Annotated in this window: 21 protein-coding genes; 2 read left to right on the top strand and 19 right to left on the bottom strand. The window is 52.3% G+C overall.

Translation table 11 applies throughout. The features are described 5' to 3' along the window. Window positions 1–46: 46 nt before the first annotated feature. On the bottom strand, window positions 47–2,233 hold the full coding sequence (locus NST96_RS01025; RefSeq protein ID WP_024984729.1) for an acyltransferase family protein: 2,187 nt from the start codon (window positions 2,231–2,233) through the stop codon (window positions 47–49). A gap of 893 nt (window positions 2,234–3,126) precedes the next feature. Here NST96_RS01025 and NST96_RS01020 point away from each other — a divergent pair. Together NST96_RS01020 and NST96_RS01015 are read left to right on the top strand one after the other, a co-directional pair. Next, entirely contained in the window at window positions 3,127–3,462 is a 336-nt protein-coding gene (locus NST96_RS01020) for a PadR family transcriptional regulator (protein WP_003390271.1), read from the top strand. After that, window positions 3,459–4,757, top strand: a complete 1,299-nt coding sequence (locus NST96_RS01015; RefSeq protein WP_342405227.1) for an FtsW/RodA/SpoVE family cell cycle protein — start codon at window positions 3,459–3,461, stop codon at window positions 4,755–4,757. Before NST96_RS01020 ends, NST96_RS01015 begins: the two co-directional genes overlap by 4 nt. Window positions 4,758–4,918: 161 nt before the next feature. On the opposite strand, the gene ltrA is transcribed toward NST96_RS01015, so the two are convergent. The 18 genes from ltrA to ptsP form a co-directional block, all read right to left on the bottom strand. Beyond that, the gene (gene ltrA, locus NST96_RS01010) at window positions 4,919–6,217 is read right to left on the bottom strand and encodes a group II intron reverse transcriptase/maturase (protein ID WP_024985477.1); all 1,299 of its coding nucleotides are present in this window, start codon (window positions 6,215–6,217) and stop codon (window positions 4,919–4,921) included. Window positions 6,218–6,851: 634 nt separating this feature from the next. Beyond that, a complete protein-coding gene (nadA, locus tag NST96_RS01005) occupies window positions 6,852–7,796 on the bottom strand; it encodes a quinolinate synthase NadA (protein ID WP_003390269.1) in 945 nt (314 codons plus the stop codon). Window positions 7,797–7,892: 96 nt separating this feature from the next. Continuing rightward, a complete protein-coding gene (locus NST96_RS01000; RefSeq protein ID WP_327926355.1) occupies window positions 7,893–8,756 on the bottom strand; it encodes an HAD family hydrolase in 864 nt (287 codons plus the stop codon). A gap of 154 nt (window positions 8,757–8,910) precedes the next feature. Further along, window positions 8,911–9,876, bottom strand: a complete 966-nt coding sequence (locus NST96_RS00995; protein WP_003390265.1) for an oligopeptide/dipeptide ABC transporter ATP-binding protein — start codon at window positions 9,874–9,876, stop codon at window positions 8,911–8,913. Next, window positions 9,869–10,855, bottom strand: a complete 987-nt coding sequence (locus NST96_RS00990; RefSeq protein ID WP_251255564.1) for an ABC transporter ATP-binding protein — start codon at window positions 10,853–10,855, stop codon at window positions 9,869–9,871. Before NST96_RS00990 ends, NST96_RS00995 begins: the two co-directional genes overlap by 8 nt. An 11-nt stretch (window positions 10,856–10,866) precedes the next feature. Continuing rightward, window positions 10,867–11,793 (bottom strand): oligopeptide ABC transporter permease, encoded by a 927-nt coding sequence (gene opp4C, locus NST96_RS00985; RefSeq protein ID WP_024983357.1) that lies wholly within the window; start codon window positions 11,791–11,793, stop codon window positions 10,867–10,869. Window positions 11,794–11,805: 12 nt separating this feature from the next. Continuing rightward, a complete protein-coding gene (locus NST96_RS00980; protein ID WP_003390261.1) occupies window positions 11,806–12,762 on the bottom strand; it encodes an ABC transporter permease in 957 nt (318 codons plus the stop codon). 54 nt (window positions 12,763–12,816) lie between these two features. After that, window positions 12,817–14,550, bottom strand: a complete 1,734-nt coding sequence (locus tag NST96_RS00975; RefSeq protein WP_024983359.1) for an ABC transporter substrate-binding protein — start codon at window positions 14,548–14,550, stop codon at window positions 12,817–12,819. 211 nt (window positions 14,551–14,761) lie between these two features. Beyond that, window positions 14,762–15,091, bottom strand: coding sequence for a hypothetical protein (locus tag NST96_RS00970; RefSeq protein WP_024983360.1), 330 nt, complete (start codon window positions 15,089–15,091; stop codon window positions 14,762–14,764). Window positions 15,092–15,172: 81 nt separating this feature from the next. Continuing rightward, the gene (locus NST96_RS00965) at window positions 15,173–15,814 is read right to left on the bottom strand and encodes a hypothetical protein (protein ID WP_141334247.1); all 642 of its coding nucleotides are present in this window, start codon (window positions 15,812–15,814) and stop codon (window positions 15,173–15,175) included. A gap of 337 nt (window positions 15,815–16,151) precedes the next feature. Next, window positions 16,152–18,188: an ATP-dependent zinc metalloprotease FtsH gene (ftsH, locus tag NST96_RS00960; protein ID WP_122958773.1), complete on the bottom strand. Its 2,037-nt coding sequence runs from the start codon at window positions 18,186–18,188 to the stop codon at window positions 16,152–16,154. Window positions 18,189–18,257: 69 nt separating this feature from the next. Continuing rightward, window positions 18,258–18,797, bottom strand: a complete 540-nt coding sequence (gene hpt, locus NST96_RS00955; protein ID WP_003390258.1) for a hypoxanthine phosphoribosyltransferase — start codon at window positions 18,795–18,797, stop codon at window positions 18,258–18,260. Further along, window positions 18,794–20,221, bottom strand: a complete 1,428-nt coding sequence (tilS, locus tag NST96_RS00950) for a tRNA lysidine(34) synthetase TilS (RefSeq protein WP_024983363.1) — start codon at window positions 20,219–20,221, stop codon at window positions 18,794–18,796. The genes hpt and tilS overlap by 4 nt, the downstream gene beginning before the upstream one ends. Further along, on the bottom strand, window positions 20,199–20,648 hold the full coding sequence (locus NST96_RS00945; protein WP_122958774.1) for a threonine/serine exporter family protein: 450 nt from the start codon (window positions 20,646–20,648) through the stop codon (window positions 20,199–20,201). The genes tilS and NST96_RS00945 overlap by 23 nt, the downstream gene beginning before the upstream one ends. A gap of 7 nt (window positions 20,649–20,655) precedes the next feature. Beyond that, window positions 20,656–21,405, bottom strand: coding sequence for a threonine/serine exporter family protein (locus NST96_RS00940; protein ID WP_003390255.1), 750 nt, complete (start codon window positions 21,403–21,405; stop codon window positions 20,656–20,658). Between the two features lie 15 nt (window positions 21,406–21,420). Next, window positions 21,421–22,353 carry a serine/threonine protein kinase gene (locus NST96_RS00935; RefSeq protein ID WP_003390254.1) on the bottom strand — a complete coding sequence of 311 codons (933 nt, stop codon included), beginning with the start codon at window positions 22,351–22,353 and terminating at the stop codon, window positions 21,421–21,423. After that, window positions 22,343–23,104: a VWA domain-containing protein gene (locus NST96_RS00930; RefSeq protein ID WP_003390253.1), complete on the bottom strand. Its 762-nt coding sequence runs from the start codon at window positions 23,102–23,104 to the stop codon at window positions 22,343–22,345. The genes NST96_RS00935 and NST96_RS00930 overlap by 11 nt, the downstream gene beginning before the upstream one ends. Window positions 23,105–23,253: 149 nt before the next feature. Beyond that, entirely contained in the window at window positions 23,254–24,978 is a 1,725-nt protein-coding gene (gene ptsP / locus NST96_RS00925; protein WP_342405213.1) for a phosphoenolpyruvate--protein phosphotransferase, read from the bottom strand. Window positions 24,979–24,990 lie beyond the last annotated feature (12 nt).

Raw genomic sequence — 24,990 nt, 5'->3', positions numbered from 1 at the left:
TATGACAAAACCCCTTCCAAGCGCAGGAAGGGGTTCTTGTTTTCCGCTAGTTTTCTTCGCCGAGGTTCTTGATGCCATTTGCCAAAAGCGATGCGTAAACCTTGGCTCCTTCGGTGGTGAGATGAACGCCGTCTTTTACAAAATACTCATCGTGGTTGGCGCTGGCCTCATGCCAGTTGATCAGCGAAATTTGCGGAGAGCTGTCGGCCCTCTCTTTCAGTGCTTCGTTGACCGTACTCTCCCATGGACGAGGGACACGGGTGTTGATCAGGACGATCTGCCGGTTTTTGCCGAGTGTGTGCAAGAGTGAATCCATCTGCTTCTTCGTGAAAGCACCGTTTGAACCAAGCTCCAGCACCACGGTTTTGCCCAGTTTCCCTTCCGCATGGAGGCGGTTGGCCACTTCCAGCGCTTGGGACATCTGTCGGCCAACCTTTCCGTCGATGACGATTCCCGGCAGCATCTCTTTTAAGTAAGGCTCCGCGTCGAGAATTACGGAATCCCCAATGACGGTAATGCCATGGCCGTTCCCGATGACAGGTGTTTCCGCTTTTCCCTCCTGGCCTTTCTGCTGTTCCGCAGCCGAACCGTCGGGTTGGTCTGTGCTCGTGCCTTGGCTGTTGCCCGCTGATTGCTTGTCGCCCGTTGCGGCATCAGCATTCGGAGATTTGTCTGCTGCTGAAGGGGTCTGCTTCTCCTTTGACGCATTCTTTCCACCAGCAGGAGATTGCTTGCCGTCCTTGGCGCCGTTCTTTCCGGCCGCCACCGTATCCTTCGCGCTTTCTCCACTGCCGGGCTGATTGGTTTGCTTTCCATTCACTGCCTGATTGCCTGCCGGCTTTGTTGCATGTCCGCTTTTATCAGCAGCAGCACTGTCTGCACTGCCTGGGGTTTGGGGTCCCTTTCCATCGCCGGGCGTTTGTGCTCCCGCAGCAGCTCCAGACCCATGCGCTTGATCAAGGGACGCTGGATCTGCTTCCGTTTTGCCATAAACCTTGTCAGGAGTAGACGAACTCGCGGTAGCTATCGGGAACAGATGCGTCATCCCGGCAAAGGAAAGGCTGATCACGAGCAAGGCCCCAATCGAAGCAATCCATGCGACGCGTCTGCTCCTCCCCGACCGTCCTTTGATGCGTTTCCACAACCGTCCCAACCCGCCGTGGCGAATCGGTTCTTCAATGAATCTCCACGACAGGGCAGCGAGCAGGACGCTTGCCGTTACCTGAACAAATGCCAGCGGGACGTTCACTCCCCCTGTATTTACCTCTGGGCTGGTCAGCACAATGACGGGATAATGCCACAGGTAGATGCCGTACGAGCGAACGCCAAACCACCGCAGAGGCTTTGCGCCCATCAGCTTGCCAAGCAAAGAGGCGGGGTGGGCAAGCACAGCTACTACGACAGCCGTTGCCAGAGAAAGTACGACCAATCCGCCTTGATAGAGAAACTCGTCATACTCATTTATATGGAAGATCATCGAAATGACGACCAAAAGACCTGCTCCCCCGACCAGATCGAGGGCCAACCGTACGCCAGCCGAGACGTTGTGGGAAAGCTTCCTGCTCGGCCATACCATCGCGAGCGCAGCCCCGATGAGCAAACCGAAAACTCTGGTGTCAGTCCCGTAATACACCCGGCTCGGATCAGCCCCCGGCTCATAAAGCAGCCCCATCGCCAGTGCTGAAGCGGCGGCTCCCGCCAGCGTCAGTCCAAGCAGCTTTCCCCGTTTTCTCAGGAGGCTAAGCCCAAGTACGAGCACCAGCGGCCAGATGAGGTAAAACTGTTCCTCTACAGCCAATGACCAAAAATGGCCCAGCGGAGAAGGCGGACCGAAGCTCTCGAAGTACGAAACCTCATGAAAGATCAGCCACCAGTTGCTGACATAGAGCAGCGCCGATCCGATTTCTTCTTTCATCGCCAAAAGTCGGGAGGGATCCTTAATGGCAAGCCATCCAACTACCGCTGCCATCATGACAAGCATCGCCGGCAGGAGCCTGCGCGCCCTCCTCAGCAAGAAATCGCCCAAATGGAGCCTGCCGCTTCGTTTCCACTCGGCGATGAGAATGTCCGTAATCAAATATCCGGACAAAACGAAAAATACACCGACCCCCAGCAGTCCTCCGGGTGTCCAATCCAGATGAAGGTGGTAAGCGATAACGGCCAGCACTGCCAAAGCTCTAAGCCCATCCAAGCCAGCCATGTAGCGGCCGTTTGCCTTGATCGGCTTAGGCATCTCGTCCACCCCCTCTGCGTGTTGCTGCTCTTGCTGTAATTGACTCTTGCTGCCCTCTTGTCATGATCAGTCTGCCTTCCCCTCTAGTGTACTTGTATATATGAAAGGAAAATCCTCGATTGAGGCGATTTCACCAAAAAACGACATTGTTTTCACACGAAGACAAACGCTCCTTCCGTCCCTCATATGAAGAGCTTTCCTATGTACGTTCCCATTATAAGAAGTACAATCGCAAATGTATTTACAAATCGTTAAAAAGAAAAAAGTTATTTTTTTCCGCAAGATAAAAAGAATCGACAAAAATGTTAAACCCCACGTAAAAGCTCGAAAACATACTTCGACAGCTATACGGTATGTTGATTGCAAAGCGTTTGATAAAATGGAAGTAACTCTCTGTCCACTGGAGATAAAAAGGGGATATTGCCCATGACGGATCAGCAATCACGTTGCTCCTCATTGAATTGCAGGTTGGACCACTTTGGGGAACTTACAAGACCGAAGAAACCTTTGCGGTGATTCAAACCTTGATCGAAAAAGCACAAGAAGCGCACATTCCGATTTTTTACATCCAATACGAAGGAATACCCGGAGATATGATGGCAAACGGATCGATGTTCTGACAGTTTGTCCAGGGGATTTCGCCTTGCGACTCCCGACAGGGGAATGACCGTCATCCCGGCAGAGCAGGTGCGATTTCAGACAGCGGCCATCTGGGGCTGCTGTTTTTTGTTCAGGCGACTGAATGGAGACTATCCAACATAAAGTTTGACGAAAAGGAACCAAAAACGTTTCGACCGATTCTTGCCATTCCCCCTTTACGAATGCGGCTGGCTTCTTGTATGATTATACCTAGATATTCGATGTATCGAATTCCAATGCAAAAGGAGGCTATCATGAAAATCAACAAGGAGCTGATGAAGGGCAGCACAGTCATCCTCATTCTGACCCTTCTCGAACGAAAAGCGATGTACGGCTACGAGATGAGCAAAGAAATGGAAAAGAGCTCAAACGGCATCCTTTCCTTGAAGGAAGGAACCCTGTACCCTATCCTCCACACGCTGGAATCGGAGGGACTTGTCGAATCGTACTGGAGCGATGGCGAAGGCGAGCGGAAGCGGAAATACTATCGGATCACCAGAGAAGGAAAAGCACGGCTGCAGGAAAAGAAACAGGAGTGGGTCGCGTTCCGCACCGCTGTTGATCAGGTACTTGGGGAGGGACGGGCATGACGCCAAACGACAAGATTCAGGCATACATACGGCAGGTCTGCTCTCAGATTCGCTGCAAGGACGTGCATCCAGCCGTAACGCTGGAGCTGGAGAGCCACATCGCCGACAAGGTGGAGGATTTGATGGAGTCCGGCAGCACGGAAGCCGAGGCTGTCGAACGAGCCCTGGCGGAAATGGGAGATCCGTTCGCGGTGGGAAAACATCTGCATGAAGCACACAAGCCCCGGATGGAATGGAGTGTCGTCGGGATGGTGGCGGCATTGATTGGGATCGGACTCCTCGTTCTGCTCTCACTTATTGCGGGCAATCCCGAAGATATCAAGTTCCTGAAGAGACAGCTCGTCTTTATCTGCTTTGGAATTGCTGCGTTTGTCGCCCTGCTTTACGCCAATTACAGCAAAATGAAAGCTTACGGCCTGCTCATGTATATGGGTACTCTCCTCGCAGTTTTTTTTGCGTTTACACAAGGAAAGACTTTGTCAGGAAAACCGTACTTGGATATCGGCATACCCATCGATATTGTCAGACTGAGTCCGTTTTTGCTGATCATCTCGCTCGCGGGAATATTTTCAGACTGGAACTGGCAAAGGAAGCTCTCTCTGTGGCTGGTATTGGGGCTGTATTTTGTTCCTTTGCTGTTTTATGTCAAGGCACCTGACTTGTTTGCCGGGATCCTTTTTTCCGTCGGTTTTTTCGTTCTGCTTTTCCGCTCGCCGGCGAGTAGGCGTCAAGCTTGCATCAGCCTAGGCACACTCTTGATTGGAGCCGTGGCATTACTCCTTCTGACGATGGAACGCTATCAGCTAGACCGCTTGTTGTACTGGGTCAACCCGTATGAAGAACCTATGGGGAGAGGATATATGCTGATTCGGTCCCTGGAGGCAATCAGATCCGCAGGCTTGTGGGGACATGGTTTCGGTACCAAGCTGGAGGGGTTGGGTTATACCGCAGCACTGGGGTCCGATTTCATTTTTGTTTATCTGGTGTACGCGTTCGGGCTGGCTGCAGGGGTCGGCGTCCTCTTGATCGGCATGCTCTTGCTGATGCAACTGTTTCGAGCCGCCAAGCAAACGAACGACCGTTACGGAGCACTGCTTATGTGTGGACTTGCGGCCATGTTTTTTACCGAGTATTTTTGGGGGATTTTGATGGCAATCGGGTGGGTCCCATTTTTTTCCGCACCCATACCGCTCATCAGCTACGGCGGTCTTACCTTCATCAGTCACATGGCAATACTGGGTCTGGTCCTTGGAATTTACCGCCAAAAGGACGTGAGACAGCCGCTCTCCTCTTAAAGCTTTTACAGTGAATACTTTGGCTGTAGAGTAGAGAACTGAAACTTTCGGGCGACCGTATGGTCGCCTTGCTCATTTCAGCTCCCCCTCATCAAACCGTACGTGAGGTTTTCCCTCATACGGCTTTCCGATGTTCTTCTTTCTTTGGCATTCGGCTTACTTTATCCGGCTAATTTCAATAAACTACCCTGCGTGTTTTGTATGACCTTCAGCTTTCCGGCATGTTTATTCCGCTTGCTTCTTTTCTTGTTGCAGAAGATTGTAAGGCGTTCAATCACATACCAGTCTATCCGTCTTGCCCATCGTTTGGCGATGGGCGAGATGAAGTAGTAGTTCTTGAACCCCCTTAGCTTGCGATTTAGCCCTTTCACTAGCTCTTCTAGAGACAGAAACAGTTTGTTCCTTGGTGCAGTGTATTCCTTAATTTTACGTCTCATTTCCTTCATTGCTTTCTTAGCTGGTACATGAGACATAGCAAATACCTTGCTCCCCCCTTTGTTGAACACGGGGAATTTGCGATGGTGCAGCCCAAGAAAGTCAAACCCAGTGGAATTGTCCCAAATATTAACGAGTCTAGATTTCTCTTTACTGAGACTAAGCTCCAGCTTGTTTAGAATAGCCATCAGCACTTGAATGCTTTCCAATGCTTCTTGTTTGGTTCTGCACATGATAACGAAGTCATCCGCATAGCGGATAAGTGTGCCAAGATGGGAGAATTGATTTTCCCAAATGGTGTCCATGTAGTTTAGATAGATGTTTGAAAGAAGAGGCGAGATTACCCCTCCTTGCGGAGTTCCCAGTTCTGTTTCATGGAATTGATCATTTTCCATGACCCCAGCCTGCAGCCATTGTCGGATAAGTTTCAGAACACGTCTGTCGCTGATTCTCATTTCGACCAGTTTCATCAACTTCTCATGGTTGATGTTGTCGAAATACCCTTTAATGTCAACATCTACGACCCAATAACACCTCTTGCTTGCTTTGCGTATCTGTGCAATTGCCTGGTGAGCATTTCTTCCTGGCCGAAAGCCATAAGAACAGTCCCGAAAATCAGCTTCAAAGATCGGTTCAATGACTAGCTTAGTAGCCATTTGGACCACCCGATCCTTGATCGTCGGGATGCCGAGTGGACGTTTCTTGCCATCCGGTTTAGGGATGTAAGTTCGACGAACCGGATGTGGACGATACCGCTTTTCTTTTAAATCTAGATAGATCTCGTTAAGAAAACGGCTCTCCCCATACTCCTCCACAATCTGTGCGATGGATTGTCCGTCGATTCCTCCGCTCCCTTTATTTGCTTTTACTCTCCTCCAAGCTGTCGCTAGAATATCCGGGCGGTAGATTTTGTCATACAAGGCATGAAATCGCCGTTTTGAGTTTGCCTTGGCACAAAGATATAGGGTTGTCCAAAGTTGTCGAGCTTTTACATCGGTGTAGTTAGCAAGTTTACTTGCATTCACTCACTCTTACCTCCTTCGACCCGTGAACAAAGCAGGGCTCCTTCCCTCCATAAGGTTGTGTTGTCCTTATGTTCATCGGTACTATGAACCCCTCCGACTCCCTCTCTGCCATCCACCACTTCCCTTACGGTTATAGGTTTCCGTTTTACGCTCCTGACGGGGCGTGCAGAGTAGGGTCTCCCCAGTTCCGTTAACTACTTTCTCAACATACCGCTCCCCATACCCCGAGGGATTCATAGGTGCTGTATTCCAAGTTCTCCACACCGTCCTTGGCCTTCGCCCATATGAAACAAGCTCGGCTTCCCTTTGTCCACCTCTCGGTGGTCTTTCTTAACGAGGCTGCAGGATTCACTTTATGTTACGGCCTGCTGATTTGCTCGCACTCTTTCGAGTTACTTTGTCACAGGGCTTCAACCTTAGGATTTCTCCACCAGTTGCCTGTCAGCTACGAGGTGACTTGGCTCCTGCCTCGGTTGGACTTTCACCAACTAGCAATTAACGGCTTGCTGGGCACGCTTCACAATAAAAACCTGCCCCTTTTTGACAAAAGAGGTGCAGGTTTTTGCTTGTATCTCGGGTTTTTACTTGTTTCTCACGTTCTCACCAGATTCCTGAAAAACAGGCCGCTCCAGCATTACGCTGGCGCCACGGCCAGCATGCGCTCCAGGGAAGCACGTGCTTTGTCCGCGATATCCTCCGGCACGTAAATCTCCGGCTTCATGTTCTCCAGCGCTTCCACGCATTTTTTCAGGTTGTTGACCTTCATGTTCGGGCAGACCAGATACTTGGAAGCAAAGATAAACGTCTTGTCCGGGCTGTCCTTCTCCAGCATGTAGCGGGTGCCGTCTTCCGTACCGATGATGAACTCTTTATGGGAGGATTCACGGCAGTATTTGAGAATGCCTGTCGTAGAACCGACGTAATCGGCCAGCGCCACTACTTCCGGACGGCACTCGGGGTGGACGACGACGAGCGCATTTGGATGCTGCGCTTTCAGCGACATGATGTCCTGGACGGAAAGCTGGTCATGCGTATTGCAGTACCCTTCCCAGATGATCATCTTCTTGTCGGTAAACTGGGAAACGTAGTGACCCAGGTTTTTATCCGGGACCCAGATGATCTCGTCGGAATCGATCGACTCGATGACCCGTTTCGCGTTGGAGGACGTACAGCAAATGTATGTTTCCGCTTTCACATCGGCGGACGTGTTGATGTACGCAACCACCTTTGCATTCGGATGCTGCGCCTTCAGCTTGCGCAAGCCTTCCACGTTGACCATGTCGGCCATCGGACAGCCGGCGCGTTCATCCGGGATGATGACGGTCTTTTGGGGATTGAGAATTTTTGCACTTTCCCCCATAAAGTGTACGCCGCAAAACAGGATGACGTCCGCGTCGGTTTCCTTGGCTTTTTGCGCCAAACCGAACGAATCTCCAATATAGTCAGCCACTTCCTGAATCTCCGGCCGCTGATAAAAATGGGCCAGAATGATGGCATTGCGTTCTTTTTTCAATTGCATCAGCCGTTCGCGCAACTCAGCGTTTCGCTGGGCCTTTTTTTCTAACGCCAAGGCTTCCATGTATATTATCCCCCTACGTAGGTGTCATAATTTAGGGCCATTGTAATCCCAACCCACTTGCTTGTCAATGCATATCCGCTGGGGAGACTGCTGTATTTACCCATCCGCCAGCACGCGCTCGCGAATAAAGCGCGCCACTCCGTCCTCGTCGTGATGCGGAGCGATAAAACGGGCCAGCTCTTTTATCGCCGGACTGGCGTTTTCCATGACGACAGGAAACCCTACGTTGGACAATGCTTCCCGGTCATTTTCCGCATCGCCAAACGCCATGACTTGTTCGGGCGCAATTCCCCATTTCCGACAAAAATAAGTGAGCCCCTCCCATTTGGAGACGCCTTTCGGGATCACCTCCACATTGTGCTTCCCTGAAGATGTGATGTCAGCCTGATCACTCCAACGCTCAAGCTGTTCCCGGACAGGCACGAGCGCTTCCGGGACGGGGTGCCAGACGAACAGCTTGACGATCTTCGACTCGCCGGTGGCGATCCGCTGCATCATTTCTGCCAAGGGAACGACCCGTGACCACTCGTAAAAGGAAAAGCGGCGCAGCGACACTCCTTCGACCGAAGCATCTTCTTCAATCAATGTTTCTATCCGTTCCCTGTCTTCCTGAACCATCCAGCGATTGCTTTCGGTGTCGTGCAGCTCATAGTAGATTGGTTCCTGCCTTAGTGTATGCACAGCCTGTTGGATCATTTCCAGCGGCAAAGCAGCATGCTGAACCAATGTTCCGTCCGCCTCCAGAACTGTCGCGCCGTTGCTGCATACATATCCGTCAAACGCGAATCCGCCGATCGGCAGCTGCGCGGATGCATAGGTGCGGCCGGTCGACAACACCAGCTTGCAGCCGCTGGCTTGCAGCAGCCTACAGGCTTCCTTCGTTGCCTCTGTCATCTGTGACTGTTCATTCAGCAGGGTCCCATCCATATCAAAAGCTGCCAGACGGAGCCTAGAAAACAAGGCGATCTCCTCCTTTGATGAAAAGAAAAGCGCAGGCGCCACATCCTGCACTTTATTTCCAAATCACTATGAATTCTTCCACCTTCAATGTACCCTATTCGCCCAGGTTATTCAATACGGGGCCAGACATTCCGCCTGCATAATCGAAAGTCCGCTATACGAGATGGCAAGCTACCTGATGATCGCTGTCCGCCAATCGTAAAACGGGTACTTCCTCCTTGCATCGGTCAGTCGCGAGCGGGCATCTCGTATGGAATTTGCAGCCCTTCGGCGGATTCGCCGGACTCGGAATGTCTCCGCGCAGAACGATCCTCTCCCGCTTGAGCCGCGGATCGGGGATAGGCACCGCCGACAACAGCGCCCGCGTATACGGGTGCAAGGGACGGGCAAACAGTTCATCCCGCGGCGCAATTTCCACCAGAGAGCCCAAATACATCACGCCGATGCGGGTGCAGAGGTGCTCCACCACACTCAAATCATGCGAGATGAACAGGTACGTAAGCTCTTTTTTCTCCTGCAGGTCGCTAAACAAATTGATGATTTGCGCCTGTATGGAGACATCCAGCGCAGAAACAGGCTCATCGGCCACAATAAACTCCGGCTGCAGGATAATCGAGCGGGCAATACCAATCCGCTGCCGCTGACCGCCGGAGAATTCATGCGGAAACCGGTCGATGTGATACGGAGCCAACCCGCAGAGAGCGAGCACCTCCTGCACCCTTTCCCGTATCTCCGACTTGTCGGCCAGCCCGTGGTCCATGAGGGCTTCTCCGATCGCATCCCCTACCCGAAGCCGGGGATTGAGCGAGCTGTACGGGTCTTGAAAAATGAACTGCATGCTGGGCCGAAGCCGACGAAGCTCTTGCTTGCTTACTGCATGCAAATCCACTCCCTTGTACTTGACCTCGCCCGCCGTTTTATCGGTAAGGCGCAAAATCGTGCGTCCCGTCGTGCTTTTGCCGCTCCCGGACTCGCCGACCAGACCGAAGGCTTCTCCCTTCCGGATGGCAAAGCTGACGTCATCGACTGCCTTGACGTGACCAATGGTCCTGCCAAAAATGCCCCCGGTAATCGGGTAGTACTTTTTCAACTGCTTGACTTCCACCAATGCCTCACGCAAGCCCGCTCTCCTCCTCGTATAACCAGCACGCCACCCTGTGCCCGTCGTCGATTTGCTTCAATTCCGGCTGCTTCAGTCGGCAAACCGACATGCAGCTCTCGCAGCGGTCATGGAAGTAGCAGGAATCAGCCAGACCAATCAGATTCGGTACTTGGCCCGGGATGGAGTTCAGCCGTTTTTTCCGCTGGCCGATCACCGGCTTTGCTTGCAAAAGCCCGCGGGTATACGGGTGCCGGGGATTGCTGAAAAGCTCCAGGACAGGCCCTTCTTCAATCACCTTGCCCGCGTACATGACGACCACATAGTCGGCCATTTCGGCAACGACGCCCAGATCATGGGTGATGAGCAATATCGCCGTGTTGTACGTTTCCTTGATCTCGCGCAAAAGATCGAGAATTTGCGCCTGAATCGTCACATCCAGAGCTGTCGTCGGTTCATCGGCGATCAGCAGTCTCGGATTGCAGCTGATCGCGATGGCGATCATGATCCGCTGCAGCATGCCTCCGCTTAGCTGATACGGGTACGCGTTCATGATCTCCTCGGGACGGGGGATGCCTACCAGCGAAATCAGTTCAATCGCTTTCGCCCTGGCTTCCTTTTTGGAGAGAAGAAGATGCTCCCACAGAGGCTCCATGATCTGTTCGCCTATGGTCAAGACCGGATTGAGCGAAGACATCGGCTCCTGGAAAATCATCGCGATGTCATTGCCGCGTAGCTGCTGCTTCTCCAGTGGGCTGAGCTGCAGCAGGTCTACGCCATCGAACCGGATGTCTCCCCCAACCACTTTTCCTTGCGGCTCCGCTACAAGCCCCAGCACGGACATGGCCGTTACGCTTTTACCGCAGCCCGATTCCCCGACGATGCAGACCGTCTCGCCCTCCCGTACGCGAAGACTGATGTCGTTTACCGCTTTGACGACTCCCGACGGGGTGAAAAAATGGGTCTGCAGATGATCGATTGTAAGCAAAGCGTTTGTCATAACCGTCTCTCCTACCTCTTCATTTTCGGATCAAGCGCATCACGGAGGCCGTCACCGAGCAGATTGATCGAAATCACGGTGGCAAATATGGCAAAGCCGGGTGGAATCCAGAGCCACGGCCGTTTCTGAAAATCGATCAGCGTATTCGCGGCATCGATCATATTGCCCCACGTCGGCGTCGGGGGAACGACCCCCAGGCCCAGGTAGCTGAGTACAGACTCGCTCAGAATCGCTCCCCCGACCCGCAGCGTAGCTACCACGATCAGGATCGGGATTGTATTGGGCAACAGGTGAAAAAACAGCTTGCGGTGATCGCGCAGCCCCAGAGACTCGGTGGCCTGCATGAACTCCCGCTCGCGCAGACTCAAAATCTGGCTTCGCACCAGTCTCGCCAGCTCCGGCCAGCCGATCAGGCTGAGCATCAGCATGACGATGTAGATCCGGTAATCTGTGGGCACCTTCCACTCGGACAGGATCGCCCCGATAATAAACAGCAGCGGAAGTCCCGGAATCGTCATCAGAATGTCTGCAAAGCGCATCACGATTTGATCGACAACCCCTCTGTAATAGCCAGCTACTACTCCCAGAACCGAGCCGATAAAGACAGACAGCAGCATGGCGGCCAGTCCCACCGTCAGCGAGATGCGGCCGGCCTGCATCAGCCGGGTCAATATGTCCCGCCCCAGGTTGTCCGTACCCAGCCAATGAGCCATGCTGGGGGGCTTGTTGATCATCACCGTATTGACCTTTCCGGATGCGTAGGGCGAAAAAAACGGCCCGATGAAGCAGAACAAAAACATAATGACCAGAAACACCAGTCCGCACATGGCGACCTTGTTCTTTTTCAGCTTGGCAAACGTATCTCTCCAGAGCGAAGACCGCCGGGCACCGGTCCGCGTGCCTGCCAGTCCCGCTGTCTCCGTGACGATGGATGACAATGTCGACTCCTCCTATTTCAATCTCACTCGCGGATCAGCCACGCCGTACAAAAGGTCGGCAAGCAGATTGCTGACGACGGTCAAAATGGCCAAAAACATCGTAAATCCCATCAACAGCGGGTAGTCGCGCAGGCTGAACGCCTGCATATACAGCTGCCCAACCCCTGGCCAGTTGAAAATCTTCTCCGTGATGATCGCGCCTCCAAACAAGGCCGGAAGCTCAAAGCCAAGCAGGGTGATCGCGGGAAGCAAAGCGTTTCGCAGGGCGTGCTTGTAGACGACTGTTTTTTCCTTCAAGCCTTTGGCCCTTGCTGTGCGAATGAAATCCTGCCGGATGATTTCCAGCATGTTTGTACGAAAATAGCGGGTCAGGGAGCCGACCCCGAGCATTGTGAGCACAAGCACCGGCAAAAACATATGGTCGATAACCTCCCACACGTATGCAAGTCCGGTCGCATTGCTGCCGGTCGTGATCATCCCCCCGGGCGGGAACCAGCCAAGGTCCACCGCAAAAAACTTGATGATCAACAGCCCGGCGAAGAACGAGGGAAACGACATCGCGGCAAATGCCCCGATCGTCACTGCTGAGTCAAAGAATGAGTACTGTCTGGTCGCCGAGATGACCCCGATCACAATCGCGATCAGCCAAGTAAACAAGGTAGAGGCGGACGCAATCAAAAAGGAATTCCAGATGTACTGACTGAGCAGCGAGGTGACCGGCTGCTGATACTGAAGGGAATATCCAAAATCGCCCCGGACGGCATTGCCGAGCCAGACGAAATAGCGCTCCACGACCGGTTTATCCAGACCGTACATCTGTTTTAGCTCCGCTTTTCGCTCGTCAGTCAGCTTCGGATTGTTATCGACAAAATCACCCGGTGTCAGGGCGTACAGGCCAAAAATCAAAACGGATGCCCCAAACAGAGTCAGGACCATGTACAGCAGTCTGCGGATGATATAGGCTTTCATCTTGTGCCTCCCAAGGAATATGCCCAGCCCGGAGGCTGAGCATCTTCGTTCGATCTATTGAATCGGTTCAATCTTCAGATCGGGCAAATTGCCGGAAATGCCGGTATATCCGTTCGGATCAAATCCGGACACTCTCGCGTTGTGGGCGGTCAGCAGCTTCCGATAGGTGAGGAAAATGTACGGCGGATCGTCGCTCAGCTCGTTGTACAGCTCTTTGTAAATTTCTTTCCGCTTTTCAATATCGAGCGTGCTGATCCCCTTTTCCAGCAATTCGTCTACCTTTGGATTGGAGTATCCGTTCGTGCCGGTAAAGCTGCTTGAACGGTTCGACCCAAATTGAATCACGCCGTCGGACGGATCGGTCAGCATCGTCGTGGAGAAGGAGGCGAGGTCATGGTCCCCTTTTGCTGTGCGGGCCAGCAATGCATTGTAGTCCATCAGCTCCGCTTCCAGTTGTACGCCCAGTTCCTTGTAGTTTTCTTTTGCGATCGGGATGAGCACATCGCTCAGCGGTCCTTTGGTCGTCAAGTAGTACAGCTTCAGCTTTTGGCCGTCCTTCTCGCGGATGCCGTCCGCCCCGACCTTCCAGCCTGCTTCATCCAGCAGCGCTTTCGCTTTTTCCAGATCGTAGTGATACGGATTGACCTCCTCTGTATATGCCCAGGAGACAGGCGAGACCGGGACATTGGCTACTTGGCCGTAGCCTTGGTAAGCCGTGTCGACAATTTTTTGCCGATCCAGACCGTATATCAGCGCTTGTCTCACCCGCTTGTCCTTGAAGTACGGCTTGCTGTGGTTGAATTTGATGTAGCTGTAAGCTGTCGACGTGTACACGTTGATGTTTGCGTAGCCCAAGCTCTTCAGCAGCTCCAGATTGTCCTCGTTGGCTGTAAAGGAGTTGTAATCAGTCTCCCCTGTCTGGAAAAACTGCAGGGCATCTCCTTCTGTCGTCTTGTAGATGAAGTGCTCAACCGCCGGCTTGCCAGCGTAGTAGTGTTCGTTGGCCAGATAGCGGACCTCTTGGCCGGTGATGTATTTCTCCAGCTTATACGGGCCTGCTCCAAGCGGCTTTCCGTGCAGCGTCCGCAGATACTCCAGGTTGCCCGGTTTATAGCCTTTGCCATAGTAAGCTTTGGATAGCACCGGTCCGCCGAGGATGAGAAGCGAACGGGCATTCACTTTCTCCGTCGTGATTTGGATCGTTTGCGGGTCGATGACTTTGATCCCCTCGACGGTATCTGCCTTGCCCTCTTTGTAAGCCCGACCGCCTTTGATCTGCGTTTCAAAGATGTCTTCGTCTCCGTCGTACGCCTTGTCGTGGAGAATCGTCAGGGTAAAGGCGACGTCTTCCGCTGTCAGTGGCGAGCCGTCGCTGAATTTGAGGTTTGGCCGCAGGTGGAAGGTGTAGGTTAGCTGATCGTCCGAGATGTCCCATTTTTCCGCCAGACGGGGAATGGGTTTGCCGTTTTTGTCGACGCTCACCAGCGGCGCAAAAATGGCCGCGCTCACGTTTCCGTCGTAGCCGTTTTTGTAAAAGTACGGGTTAAATACTCCGCCCGGCTCCGTAAGCGTAGCCACAACCGTATCCGTCCGCTTTTTTGCCGCTTCCGGCGATTTAGATTTATCCGTCGCAGGAAAGAACGAATCCGGAATGCTCTGGACCGTTCTCGTCTCTTGCGGTGCAGCAGGCGTCTGATTGTCGCTTGCGCTTTCCTGGGTGGAGCAGCCGGAGACGGATACAGCTCCGACCAGGATCAGCAGCAACGCGCTAATCAATCCTTTTTTCATTCGTACATCCTCCTCAAAACGTCATGTTAAAAAAGCAACATCTGGAAATGATTATATACATATAATTCCGATGTGTAAAGTAGGTTTTATGAGGATTAAAAAAGCCGTTTTCATTCCAGGCACAAATAGAAAACGGCTCTTTGGTAAAAACAGTATCATCTTCTTTACACTACACGTATAGACAGCCGGGAAATAGGGACTGGAAGAAGAATCACCTCCCATAATAAAGAATGATCCACGTCACGAATGACGGAAGCCCTGCCAATAAAACATAGAGTGCCCATCGTTGCTCCAGTTTTCTTTCTTTTCTCATTGCCTCGTTGTTATCATCCACTACAAAATCCCTTTTCACATCTGGTGTCGCCAAATTAATCCTGTCTACTCCTAATGTTGATCCCAGCATAAGAAGTGCAAGTACGATCAATCCAAAGCCAGCATAACCTGATAACCTTATCCATACACCAATCAGATCTCCCTGATAAAGAGCGTACCCGAAAAATAACAAGACAAGAACAATCCCGATTGATAAAGATTTAATCAAGTAAGCCCCCCCTTAATAACCCAATTAGAAAACGAACACCAATTTTATGACAATATTGGTGTTCGCTTTACTTTTTCAGAGCTAATTGGTCTTATAATTATCCAGTTTTAACGTCCAAGTTTCAGTTCCCAATTTTAGCGTTGCCTTTGTGTTGACGCCAATTGTACTAGCCCAATCAGAAACTGGCTTCCAGTTTTTGGGGGCATCGTATGAGAAAGAATTTGATGATGGGTATAAAGGTCCACTATCTTGGATCACAGACCCTCCGTGTGTTCCATCATCACGCAAAGCTCCTCCTGAAGCGCCGTATCTCACTTCTCTGCTTGTTATCGACACTTTATTATCACTAATCGTCCAGCCACCAGTTACTTTGGTCAATTTCTTAAATCCATCGCCGTTAGTAGATTTGTACTTATCCCAGTAGTATGTAGAATATGCTTTGACCGAATAACTTGAATCCCAATCTTCATCAGAAGTTGACCCTAAAATGGATATTGATTTATTATCCAGTACTTCTTTAGGAATACCATAGAAGTAATAAGTTACGTAGCTCTCTTTCTGTTCACTTGTAGCAATATTTCTTTCGGTTTTTAAACGTTGTGTCGTATGATAAACTTTCAAATTTTTCTCAACACCCCCATCAGTTTGCAACTTAGCCTCAGCACTTGGAGTACTTTTATAATCTGTGATATTATTTTTCGCCCTTATAAACAATGTACTCAAATCATTAATTTCTTCCGCTTGAAAAGTCACTTCATATGAAGTTTTTGATTCTTTCGCTACAACTCCACTGACCAGAGATGGTTAAGAGGATCGCTGAGATAACACTGCTAATAATCTTTCTCACCCTAATACCTCCTATAAATTGTATTTATATACAATAATAAAATATTGAGATTTATTTGTCAAACTATACTAACTATTCGTTATTTTTACTGGTATTAATTTTGACTGCCTCACTTTTATACGCTAATTCCAAATAAAATACGGTGATCTCTCCTTGGTAGCACCCAGAAGCGATCACCGTATTCAAACTCGACTTGATCAACCTATAATCATTTTATTGTTTCTTCTCGTCCTGTTCGGACCCACTGTTCGGCGTCTCCGCAGTGTTTTCCGCTTTGTTGTCAGTGTTGCCTTCCGTCGTGCTTTCCGCGTTTTCAACGGTTTCCTTTTTGGCTTCCGTCGCTTCGCTGATGGTCGGCTCGTCTTTCTTTGGCTGGATATTCACAACCACGTCTTTGTTTTCGAGTGGATGCGGATCCAGCTTTCCGTGCTCGATCAACTGCTTGATTTGATCAGCGTCAAGCGTCTCGACTTCAAGCAGTGTGGTAGCTACAAGCTCCAGCTGATCACGGTGCTTCGTGAGCAGCTCTTTACACTTGTCGTAGCACTCGTTGATAATGCTTTGCATCTCCTGGTCGATTTCGTAAGCGATCTGTTCGGAGTAGTTTCGCTCGTGGCCAATATCGCGGCCCAGGAATACTTGACCCTGATTGCGGCCAAATTGCATTGGCCCCAGTCGGCTCATCCCGTATTCCGTAATCATGCTGCGCGCAATCGCCGTTGCACGCTGGAAGTCGTTGTGAGCGCCGGTACTGATATCGCCCAGCACCAGCTCTTCTGCAACGCGTCCACCCAAGAGACCGGTAATCTTGTCGAGCAAGTCGGTCTTCGTTGCAAAGAAACGGTCTTCTTTCGGCAGCATCACTGTGTATCCACCAGCTTGGCCGCGCGGAATGATGGTTACCTTATGTACCATTTCTGCATTTCTGAGGTAGTATCCGATAATCGTATGGCCCGCTTCGTGGTAAGCCACGAGACGTCTTTCGTCTTCGCTCACTACGCGGGATTTTTTCGCCGGACCGGCGATGACGCGGTCGATGGCTTCATCGACTTCAGCCATGTTGATTTGCTTCTTGTTTTTCCGTGCTGTCAGAAGAGCTGCCTCATTCAGCAGGTTCTCCAGATCGGCACCGGTGAAGCCCGACGTGCCGCGTGCGATGACATCCAGCTTCACGTCTTCGCCAAGCGGTTTGTTGCGGGCATGGACCTTCAGTACAGCTTCGCGGCCCTTGATGTCCGGGCGGTCTACCGTAATTTGACGGTCAAAACGTCCTGGACGCAGCAGCGCAGGGTCCAGAATGTCCGGGCGGTTCGTCGCAGCGACGATGATAATGCCTTCGTTGCCGCCGAAGCCGTCCATTTCAACAAGCAATTGGTTCAGCGTTTGCTCGCGCTCGTCATGGCCGCCGCCAAGACCTGCTCCACGCTGACGACCGACTGCGTCAATCTCGTCGATAAAGATAATGCAAGGCGCGTTTTTCTTTGCGTTTTCAAACAAATCACGCACGCGGGACGCACCCACCCCGACGAACATCTCTACAAAGTCAGAACCGGAGATGCTGAAGAACGGCACACCCGCTTCACCGGCAACAGCACGGGCAAGCAAGGTTTTACCGGTACCAGGAGGACCCACGAGCAGCACGCCTTTTGGAATGCGCGCGCCAACTGCGTCAAACTTGCGCGGGTCTTTGAGGAACTCGACCACTTCCTCCAGCTCCGCCTTTTCTTCGTCTGCTCCTGCAACATCGTTGAATGTAACGCGCTTTTTCTCTTCGTTGTATAGCTTCGCACGGCTCTTCCCGAAGTTCATCACTCGGCTGCCGCCGCCCTGAGCCTGGTTTAACAGGAAGAAGAACAGGATAAAGATGATGATGAAAGGAATGATCGATGTCAGGAACGTCAGCCAGATGCTGTTGCCTTCCTGCGGAGCGACCTCAACCCTTTTCACTTTTTGCTCATCGATCTTCGCGTTAACCAGCTTGATGATATCCGAATCGTAAAGCGGTACATTTGTTACAAACTTGGTTTCCTGTCCCGGATTCGCTGCTTTCAGGATACCGTCTACCCGATACGTTCCTCCCTCAGGACGAAGCGTAAGCTCGGAGACGTTATCGGTTAACAGCTGTACCCGGAATTCCTGATATGTAAGTTTCCCAACCTTATCAGAACCGGAGAGGATAAAATTCACGATCCCGACCGTGACAAGAAAGATTAGTAGGTAGAACCCGGTATTACGAAAAAAGCGATTCATTCCTTACCTCCTCTCACGAACAGACACTTTTCACATTTTACCATATGGAGTCAGTTCTTCACAACAAAGCTAGTTCGTGTAAACTTCCGGTTTTAGTACGCCAATAAATGGCAGGTTTCGATATTTCTCGGCAAAATCCAGACCGTAGCCGACTACGAATTCGTCTGGAATCGTAAATCCGCTGTAATCTGGCGAGATGTCTACTTTGCGGCGATCCGGCTTGTTGAGAAGCGTCACGACCTTTACGGAAGCCGCCTGGCGGTGGCGCAGAAGCTCCATCAGCCTGCTCAGCGTCAAACCGCTGTCCATGATGTCCTCGACAACGAGGACGTGACGGCCTTCGGCGGAAGTGTCGAGGTCCTTCAGGATTTTCACCATCCCGGAAGACTCGGTTCCGCTTCCATAGCTGGATACGGCCATAAAGTCCATTTCGCAGGGAATGTCCATATGGCGAAGCAAATCGGCCATAAATACGACAGCGCCCTTCAAAACGCAGATGACCAACGGGTTTTTGTCCCGGTATTCTTCGCTCAAGATAGAGCCCAGCTCTTTAACCTTGCTGGCAATTTGTTCTTCGGTGAGCAAAATCTCCTTGATGTCTTGGTTCACGTTAATACCTCCCGCCACTCTTCTCCAAACTCCACTTCCACATACAATACCCGCTTGGTCCGTTCACTTACAGGCGCAATGGCGGATCGGCGGATGCCCGGAACCCAGATCACCTGGTCGCCCGCAGTCAGGATCGGCAGTCTGTCCCGCCACTTCTGCGGCACCTTGGCGTCGATCAGCAGTTCCTTCAGCTTTTTGCTCCCCGCTGTTCCCCATAGAGGCATGCGGTCACCTTGCTTTCGATTGCGAACGCATAAAGGCCCAGGAAGGCGATCGGCATCAAAAGCCGCCGCGTGATCGGGAACTCGTGCCCAATCGATGGGGCCATCACGATAAAACGTATGTACCGCTGCTCCACTTTCCGTAATCAGTGTTGTTCCCGGAACAGCAAGCTGGTAGCAGAAAATCTGACGATATAATTTCTGGCCATTCGTCTGAAAGCGAACCTGCCGATATGCCCTGGCCACTGTCACGGCACCGGGCAAATCCAGTTCAGCAGACGGACGATTTCCCTCTATCATGCGCAAAACGGCCTCCACATGTTGCGAAGACCATTCGATTTGGCTTGAGAGATAACTTAATATTAGAGTAATCATTCTCCTTTGTAAAGCAACGTCACAACTTTGAAACTTGTCGGCGTCGATCGTCACGTCGCCTTTTTTCTGCTTGATCACAACCGCTTTTAACTGATCGCGACTCTGCTTTTGCAGGTAAGCTTCATCCTCCTGAACGGCCTTTGACAGGGAAAGGATGTGCTCGCGGTAGCGCTCGTTTACCTGCTCCAACAGCGGCATTACTTCCAGCCGGATCAGGTTGCGGGCGTACTTGCGCGAGCGGTTGCTGCTGTCCTCTCGCGGGAATAGCGCGTTTTCCTCACAGTAGCGCTCCAGCTCCGCTCTGCTCACATGCAGAAGCGGCCGGATCAGCTCGACCTGGCCCTCCACCAGCCAGCGCCTGGCTGGCATCCCGGTCAGACCGGAGAGGCGCGTTCCCCTCAACAGCCGAAACAAGACCGTCTCCACCTGGTCGTCGGCATGATGCGCCACGGCTACTTTGGCAGCGCCTGTACGAAGCGCGACCTGCTTGTAGAGATCATAGCGCACAGCGCGGCTCGCTTCCTGAGCCCCCATGCCGGTCTCCTTCATGACATCTGGAATGCTCCGTTCAAACAAGTGAAAAGAAACCCCGAGGGATTGGCACAGCTCTCCGGCATAGTCCGCGTCCCTGCCCGCTTCCTCCCCGCGGAAACCGTGATTCAGGTGTACAGCGTGCAATTTCCAGCCGTACTGATAGTGTGAATTGAGAGCCCACAAGATATGCAAAAGGGCAGTCGAGTCATTTCCGCCAGAGATGCCGACCACGACTGTCTCGCCCGGCTCCAGGAGCCTGCTGCGCTCGATGTTATTGCGCACGCTTTCTAGCATGGCGCGCTCCCCTCCAGATGGCAAATAAAGAAATTCCCAGGATCAGACCGGACGCGATCGCTCCTGCCACCATCGCAGTCTGCATGGCCAGCATGATTCCTTCCATATATTGTCCATTTACGAAGGCAAGCATCGCTTTGTAAGCAAGAGATCCCGGCACCAGAGGGATGATGCCGGCAACACTGAAGTTGGTGGAGGGGACCCTCAGCCAGACGGACAAAACTTGACTTAATATGGAAACGGTTGTCGCTGCCGCAAACGTGCATAAAATAACCTCAGCCCCAAAATATGGGAGAATGGAGAAAACAAGCCATCCGGTCAAACCGGCGAAGCCGCATGCCAGCAAGGTGCGCACCGGAACATTAAACAGCAATCCCCACGCCATCGAAGACAACAGACTGAGGCCCAATCCTTTCAACAATACCATTCGTCTCTCACCTCACGAACCACAGGGTAATAGCCGTCGCTACCGCAACGGAAAGTGCTGTCAAAAGCGCTTCTGCCCCGCGTGAGACTCCCGCGACGAGATCTCCGGCCATCAGATCCCTGAGCGAATTGGTGATGGCGATCCCCGGGAAGAGAGGAAGCATGGCACCGATGATCAGGATGCTGAGGTGCAGCTCCGTAAAAAAGGTAGCGCACAGGAGCGCAAACAATCCGCCCAGCAAAGCTGATACAAATTCAGTAAAAAATTTGATCCGTAGAAACTTTTCAAAAAATTGCAGACTGAGGTTGACCGTCAGTCCCGCCAATGCGGAGGGCAGCAGATCATACCAAGTACCGCCCGCAAGCATGGCAAAAGAGCCGCTGGCAACGCCAGCCGCCGTATGCAGCATCCATTTGGGGTAAACCGGTTTTCCCTGATCGATTTGCTGAAACAGGTTGTAGGCTTCATAGATGGTAATATCTCCCGAAACAAACCGGCGCGAGACGTCGTTGGCCAAGGTGACCTTGCTCAAATTGATCGTCCGGCTGGGTGTGCGGATCATGCGTGTATGATCTTGTCCATTCGCACGAAATGACAAGATGATGCTGGTCGGGGTCGCGGAGCTGTTAACCGAATCCATGCCGGCCGCCTTGGCAATCCACGACATCGTCTCTTCCGTACGATACGTTTCCCCGCCGTTCTTCAACATAATTTCGCCTGCCAACAAGCAGGTATCCATAACAAGATCTGGGGACACCTATTGTCACACCCCTTACATCATCCATGCATAATACAATGTTCCGGCCAATAGCAGCATGGATGCGACAAACAACCCGCCTATCCAGATGCCTGATGAACCGGACCCTGACGCCTTTTTTTGCTGAACTGCAGTCGTACGGCCTTGCACGATCGCCAGCATATCGCTTTTCATTTCTTCCGCTCCCGCGTACTGTCCGTGGAAAGCCTTGATGAGCGGAACCCGAAATGGGTAAAGGCTGTCGTTGTTCCGTATTATATCACAGAGCAGACTGGTTTGACGCGGCTCCGTTCGAGAACTCTTCCAAACTTCCGGGCTGCTTGCCAGACGGACGGTCATCACGGCCAGCGAGAAGAGATCATAGGCCGGCTCTGCGCGTCTGTCACCCGCATGCCAGGCAGCCCGGTCATACTCCTCCGTAAATTGCCTGACCGCACAGCCATGTTTCGTAACCCCTCCAAAATCGATCAGCCTCACTTGACTGTCTGCACGGGTTACAATCACGTTTTCCGGCTTCAAGTCGCCGAAAACCCATCCTCTTTGATGGAGGACGGCCAGTCTGGCCAAAAGCTGGATGATCAAAACCGGCACCCAATCCGTTCCCGTGCGCTGGACGAACTGATCCAGCTGCTCGCCATCGAGGTATTCCATCGCGTAAAAGGTGCATGACCGCCCGTCAATATAGAGGTCATCCACGTCGCAGAGGAGCGGAGCGACGGTTACCCGCGCATCCCGCCCCTGCTGAACGCTTTTTAGCGCATGAACTTCCATGAGAATATCCATGCCTTCCGCTCCGATTTTCACGGCTCGCCGAACCCCGTCCTGGGACACCAGATAGACCGCCCCGTTGGCACCACGCCCCAGCTCCCGCAGGACATGGTACGTTTTCTGATTCCATTTGCCGCGAAATTGGGGAGGCAGCTTGGGAATGGCGCGATTAAAAGACATGGTCTCTCAAACTGCCTTGGTCACCGTCTTCGAGCTCATTATGCCCGTAGCGATCGCGCAAGCCGGTTGGGAGCTTGACATGCTCAAACAGTGCAATCGCTTCGATAATCGCCGGTCCAGTCGGTGTAATCCCGCTCATCGTCAGTCCGGAAGTCAACTGATGAGCCTGATCCACCTCCTCAGTCCACGGGATGCGGACATCGAGGTGATTTTGTTTCCCAGGAAATGAACAAACAGCCATCCGGCTTTGTCCGCTTCTCGAACGAAGGCTGATGCTGAAGTCGTGGATGGCTTGCTGGACAGCAGCCAGCTTCGGCTTCATGCTTCCGGAGGAATCGACCAGCATCACTACATCGAGACGACTGCGTTCGCCCAGCTCGTCCACCATCCCGGCGACCTGGACTCTTTTCTCGGGAACCAATCCCTCCATGGCGGAATCGCCCAAAATCTCTTTCAATTCCTTGCTTACTACCTGGTGGATCGTCCGCGTCATAGCCTTGCGTGTCAACATCTGTACGGTTTGGGCCAACTGCTGGGGGTACACGATGTCAAACAGACCGCCGCCCGCTTCTGCTATTTCGCGAATTTCCTTCTCTCCCTGCTCGCCCATATCGCCTTTTTCAATCACGCCGATGACGTTTACCGTGATCCCCTGCTCCCTCGCCAGGGTCGCAGCCGCAACCGGACTAATGCCGGAGTTGGAGCAGCCGTCCGTCACCACCAAAATTTGTCGTAAGGTTGCTTCTTTCACTAGTCATCTCCCCATTCTGTCTTGCCTGTATTGGTAACCAGTATCGACAGTGCAAAGGGGAAACATACCAGAAGGATTGCCGCAGGCTTGTCAGAAGCCCGCTGCAACCCTTCTTTTATCCATCATTTCATCTATCGTTCACTTCATCGTCACAGCTTGCTGATCACATGCTCCTGGATATACGCCCGGATATCCTCTCCGCTCTCCAGTGCCAGCGCTTGCTCGGCGACGGCTACCATCTCAGATGCGTCCAATTGCTTCAGAAGATGGCGGGTGCGCAGAATGGAGGTCGCGCTCATGCTGAACTCGTCCAGGCCCAGGCCCAGCAGGATCGGTACCGCAAGCTCTTCTCCGGCCATTTCACCGCACATGCCTACCCATTTCCCTTCTTGATGAGCCGCTTTGATCACCTGGCGGATCAGTCTCAGGACAGCGGGATGAAAAGGATCGTACAAGTAGGAGACCTGCTCGTTCATCCGGTCGGCGGCCATCGTATACTGGATCAGATCGTTCGTGCCGATACTGAAGAAGTCGACCTCCTTGGCCAACTGGTCGGCGATCATGGCAGCCGCCGGAACCTCAATCATGATTCCCACTTCGAGATTCTCGTTAAACGGAATGTGGTTATTGCGCAAATCCGTTTTCACTTCGTCCAGCAACTGGTTTGCCCTGCGCAGTTCTCGCAGCGTCGCGATCATGGGGTACATGATTTTAATGCCCCCGTACGCACTCGCTCTGAGCAAGGCACGCAGCTGTGTCTTGAACAGCTCGGGACGGTCCAGACAAAGGCGGATGGCCCGATAGCCGAGAAACGGATTCAGCTCCTTTGGCATCTCCAAATAGGAAAGCTCCTTGTCCCCGCCAATATCCAGCGTCCTGATCACCACAGGCTTTTCGCCCATCGCCTGCGCAGCAGCTTTGTAAGCCTCAAACTGCTCCTCTTCTGTCGGAAACTGTGCTTTTCCCATGTACAAAAACTCGGTGCGGAACAACCCGATCGCCTCGGCTCCGTTTTGAAGCGCTTGCACGGCGTCCTGCGGATTGCCGATATTGGCAGCCAGTTCTACCCGCTTGCCGTCTTTCGTTATCGTCGCTTCCTTGACCAGACGGGCCCACATCTCTTTTTGCTCAGCGTAGGCCTTTTGCTTTTCCTCATACGTACGGATGACTGTCTCATCCGGCTGGATAAACACTTTTCCCTCCAGCCCGTCGACGATCACCGTATCCCCGGTCTGAACCTGCTCCGTGATCGCAGACAGCCCGACTACGGCCGGGATTTCCATCGTGCGAGCCATAATTGCCGAGTGAGACGTACGGCCTCCGATATTGGTCAAAAAGCCTTTCACCTTGTCGCGGTCAAGCTGTGCCGTATCGGATGGGGTCAGATCATGCACGACGAGAACGATCGGGCCGTCCAGGCTTGTATCCAACTGTTCAGAGATGCCTAGCAGCTTTCTCAGTACACGCTGGCTTACATCGCGAAGATCGGCTGCCCGCTCCCGCATGTACTCGTTATCCATGCTTTCGAATAACACGACAAAGCTGTCGCGAACGTCTTCCACAGCGGCTTCCGCATTCAGCCCCTCGCTCGCAATTTTCGCCTCAATTGCACTGATGAAGTCGGGGTCCTGCAAAAACAGCTGGTGGGCTTCAAAAATGGCCGCTTCTTTCTCCCCGATGTCCTTGCGCGTCTTTTCCTTGATCATCTCTAATTCTTGATGAGCCTCCTGTATGCTCCGTTGAAACCGTTCCACTTCTGCAGCTCTCTGTTCTTCACCGATGGTCCGGCGTTCATAGCGGATTTCTTCGCTGCCTTTGACCACCGCACGTCCGATGACGATTCCCGGAGCTGCCGCAATGCCCTGGATAACCATGTGATCGCCCCT

Source organism: Brevibacillus sp. FSL K6-2834 (genome assembly GCF_038592925.1).
Lineage (GTDB): Bacteria > Bacillota > Bacilli > Brevibacillales > Brevibacillaceae > Brevibacillus > Brevibacillus borstelensis.
Note: the sequence above shows the minus strand (reverse complement) of the source record. Positions and strands in the feature narration are given on the sequence as shown.

Bases quoted from the DNA above. Each gene is read 5' to 3' on its own strand.
- NST96_RS00980 (WP_003390261.1), bottom strand. From the start codon at position 12,762: ATGAAAGCCTATATCATCCGCAGACTGCTGTACATGGTCCTGACTCTG.
- tilS (WP_024983363.1), bottom strand. From the start codon at position 20,221: ATGCTAGAAAGCGTGCGCAATAACATCGAGCGCAGCAGGCTCCTGGAG.
- NST96_RS01025 (WP_024984729.1), bottom strand. From the start codon at position 2,233: ATGCCTAAGCCGATCAAGGCAAACGGCCGCTACATGGCTGGCTTGGAT.
- NST96_RS00935 (WP_003390254.1), bottom strand. From the start codon at position 22,353: ATGTCTTTTAATCGCGCCATTCCCAAGCTGCCTCCCCAATTTCGCGGC.
- nadA (WP_003390269.1), bottom strand. From the start codon at position 7,796: ATGGAAGCCTTGGCGTTAGAAAAAAAGGCCCAGCGAAACGCTGAGTTG.
- ftsH (WP_122958773.1), bottom strand. From the start codon at position 18,188: ATGAATCGCTTTTTTCGTAATACCGGGTTCTACCTACTAATCTTTCTT.
- NST96_RS00945 (WP_122958774.1), bottom strand. From the start codon at position 20,648: ATGGTATTGTTGAAAGGATTGGGCCTCAGTCTGTTGTCTTCGATGGCG.
- NST96_RS00975 (WP_024983359.1), bottom strand. From the start codon at position 14,550: ATGAAAAAAGGATTGATTAGCGCGTTGCTGCTGATCCTGGTCGGAGCT.
- NST96_RS01015 (WP_342405227.1), top strand. From the start codon at position 3,459: ATGACGCCAAACGACAAGATTCAGGCATACATACGGCAGGTCTGCTCT.
- NST96_RS01020 (WP_003390271.1), top strand. From the start codon at position 3,127: ATGAAAATCAACAAGGAGCTGATGAAGGGCAGCACAGTCATCCTCATT.
- NST96_RS00990 (WP_251255564.1), bottom strand. From the start codon at position 10,855: ATGACAAACGCTTTGCTTACAATCGATCATCTGCAGACCCATTTTTTC.
- ptsP (WP_342405213.1), bottom strand. From the start codon at position 24,978: ATGGTTATCCAGGGCATTGCGGCAGCTCCGGGAATCGTCATCGGACGT.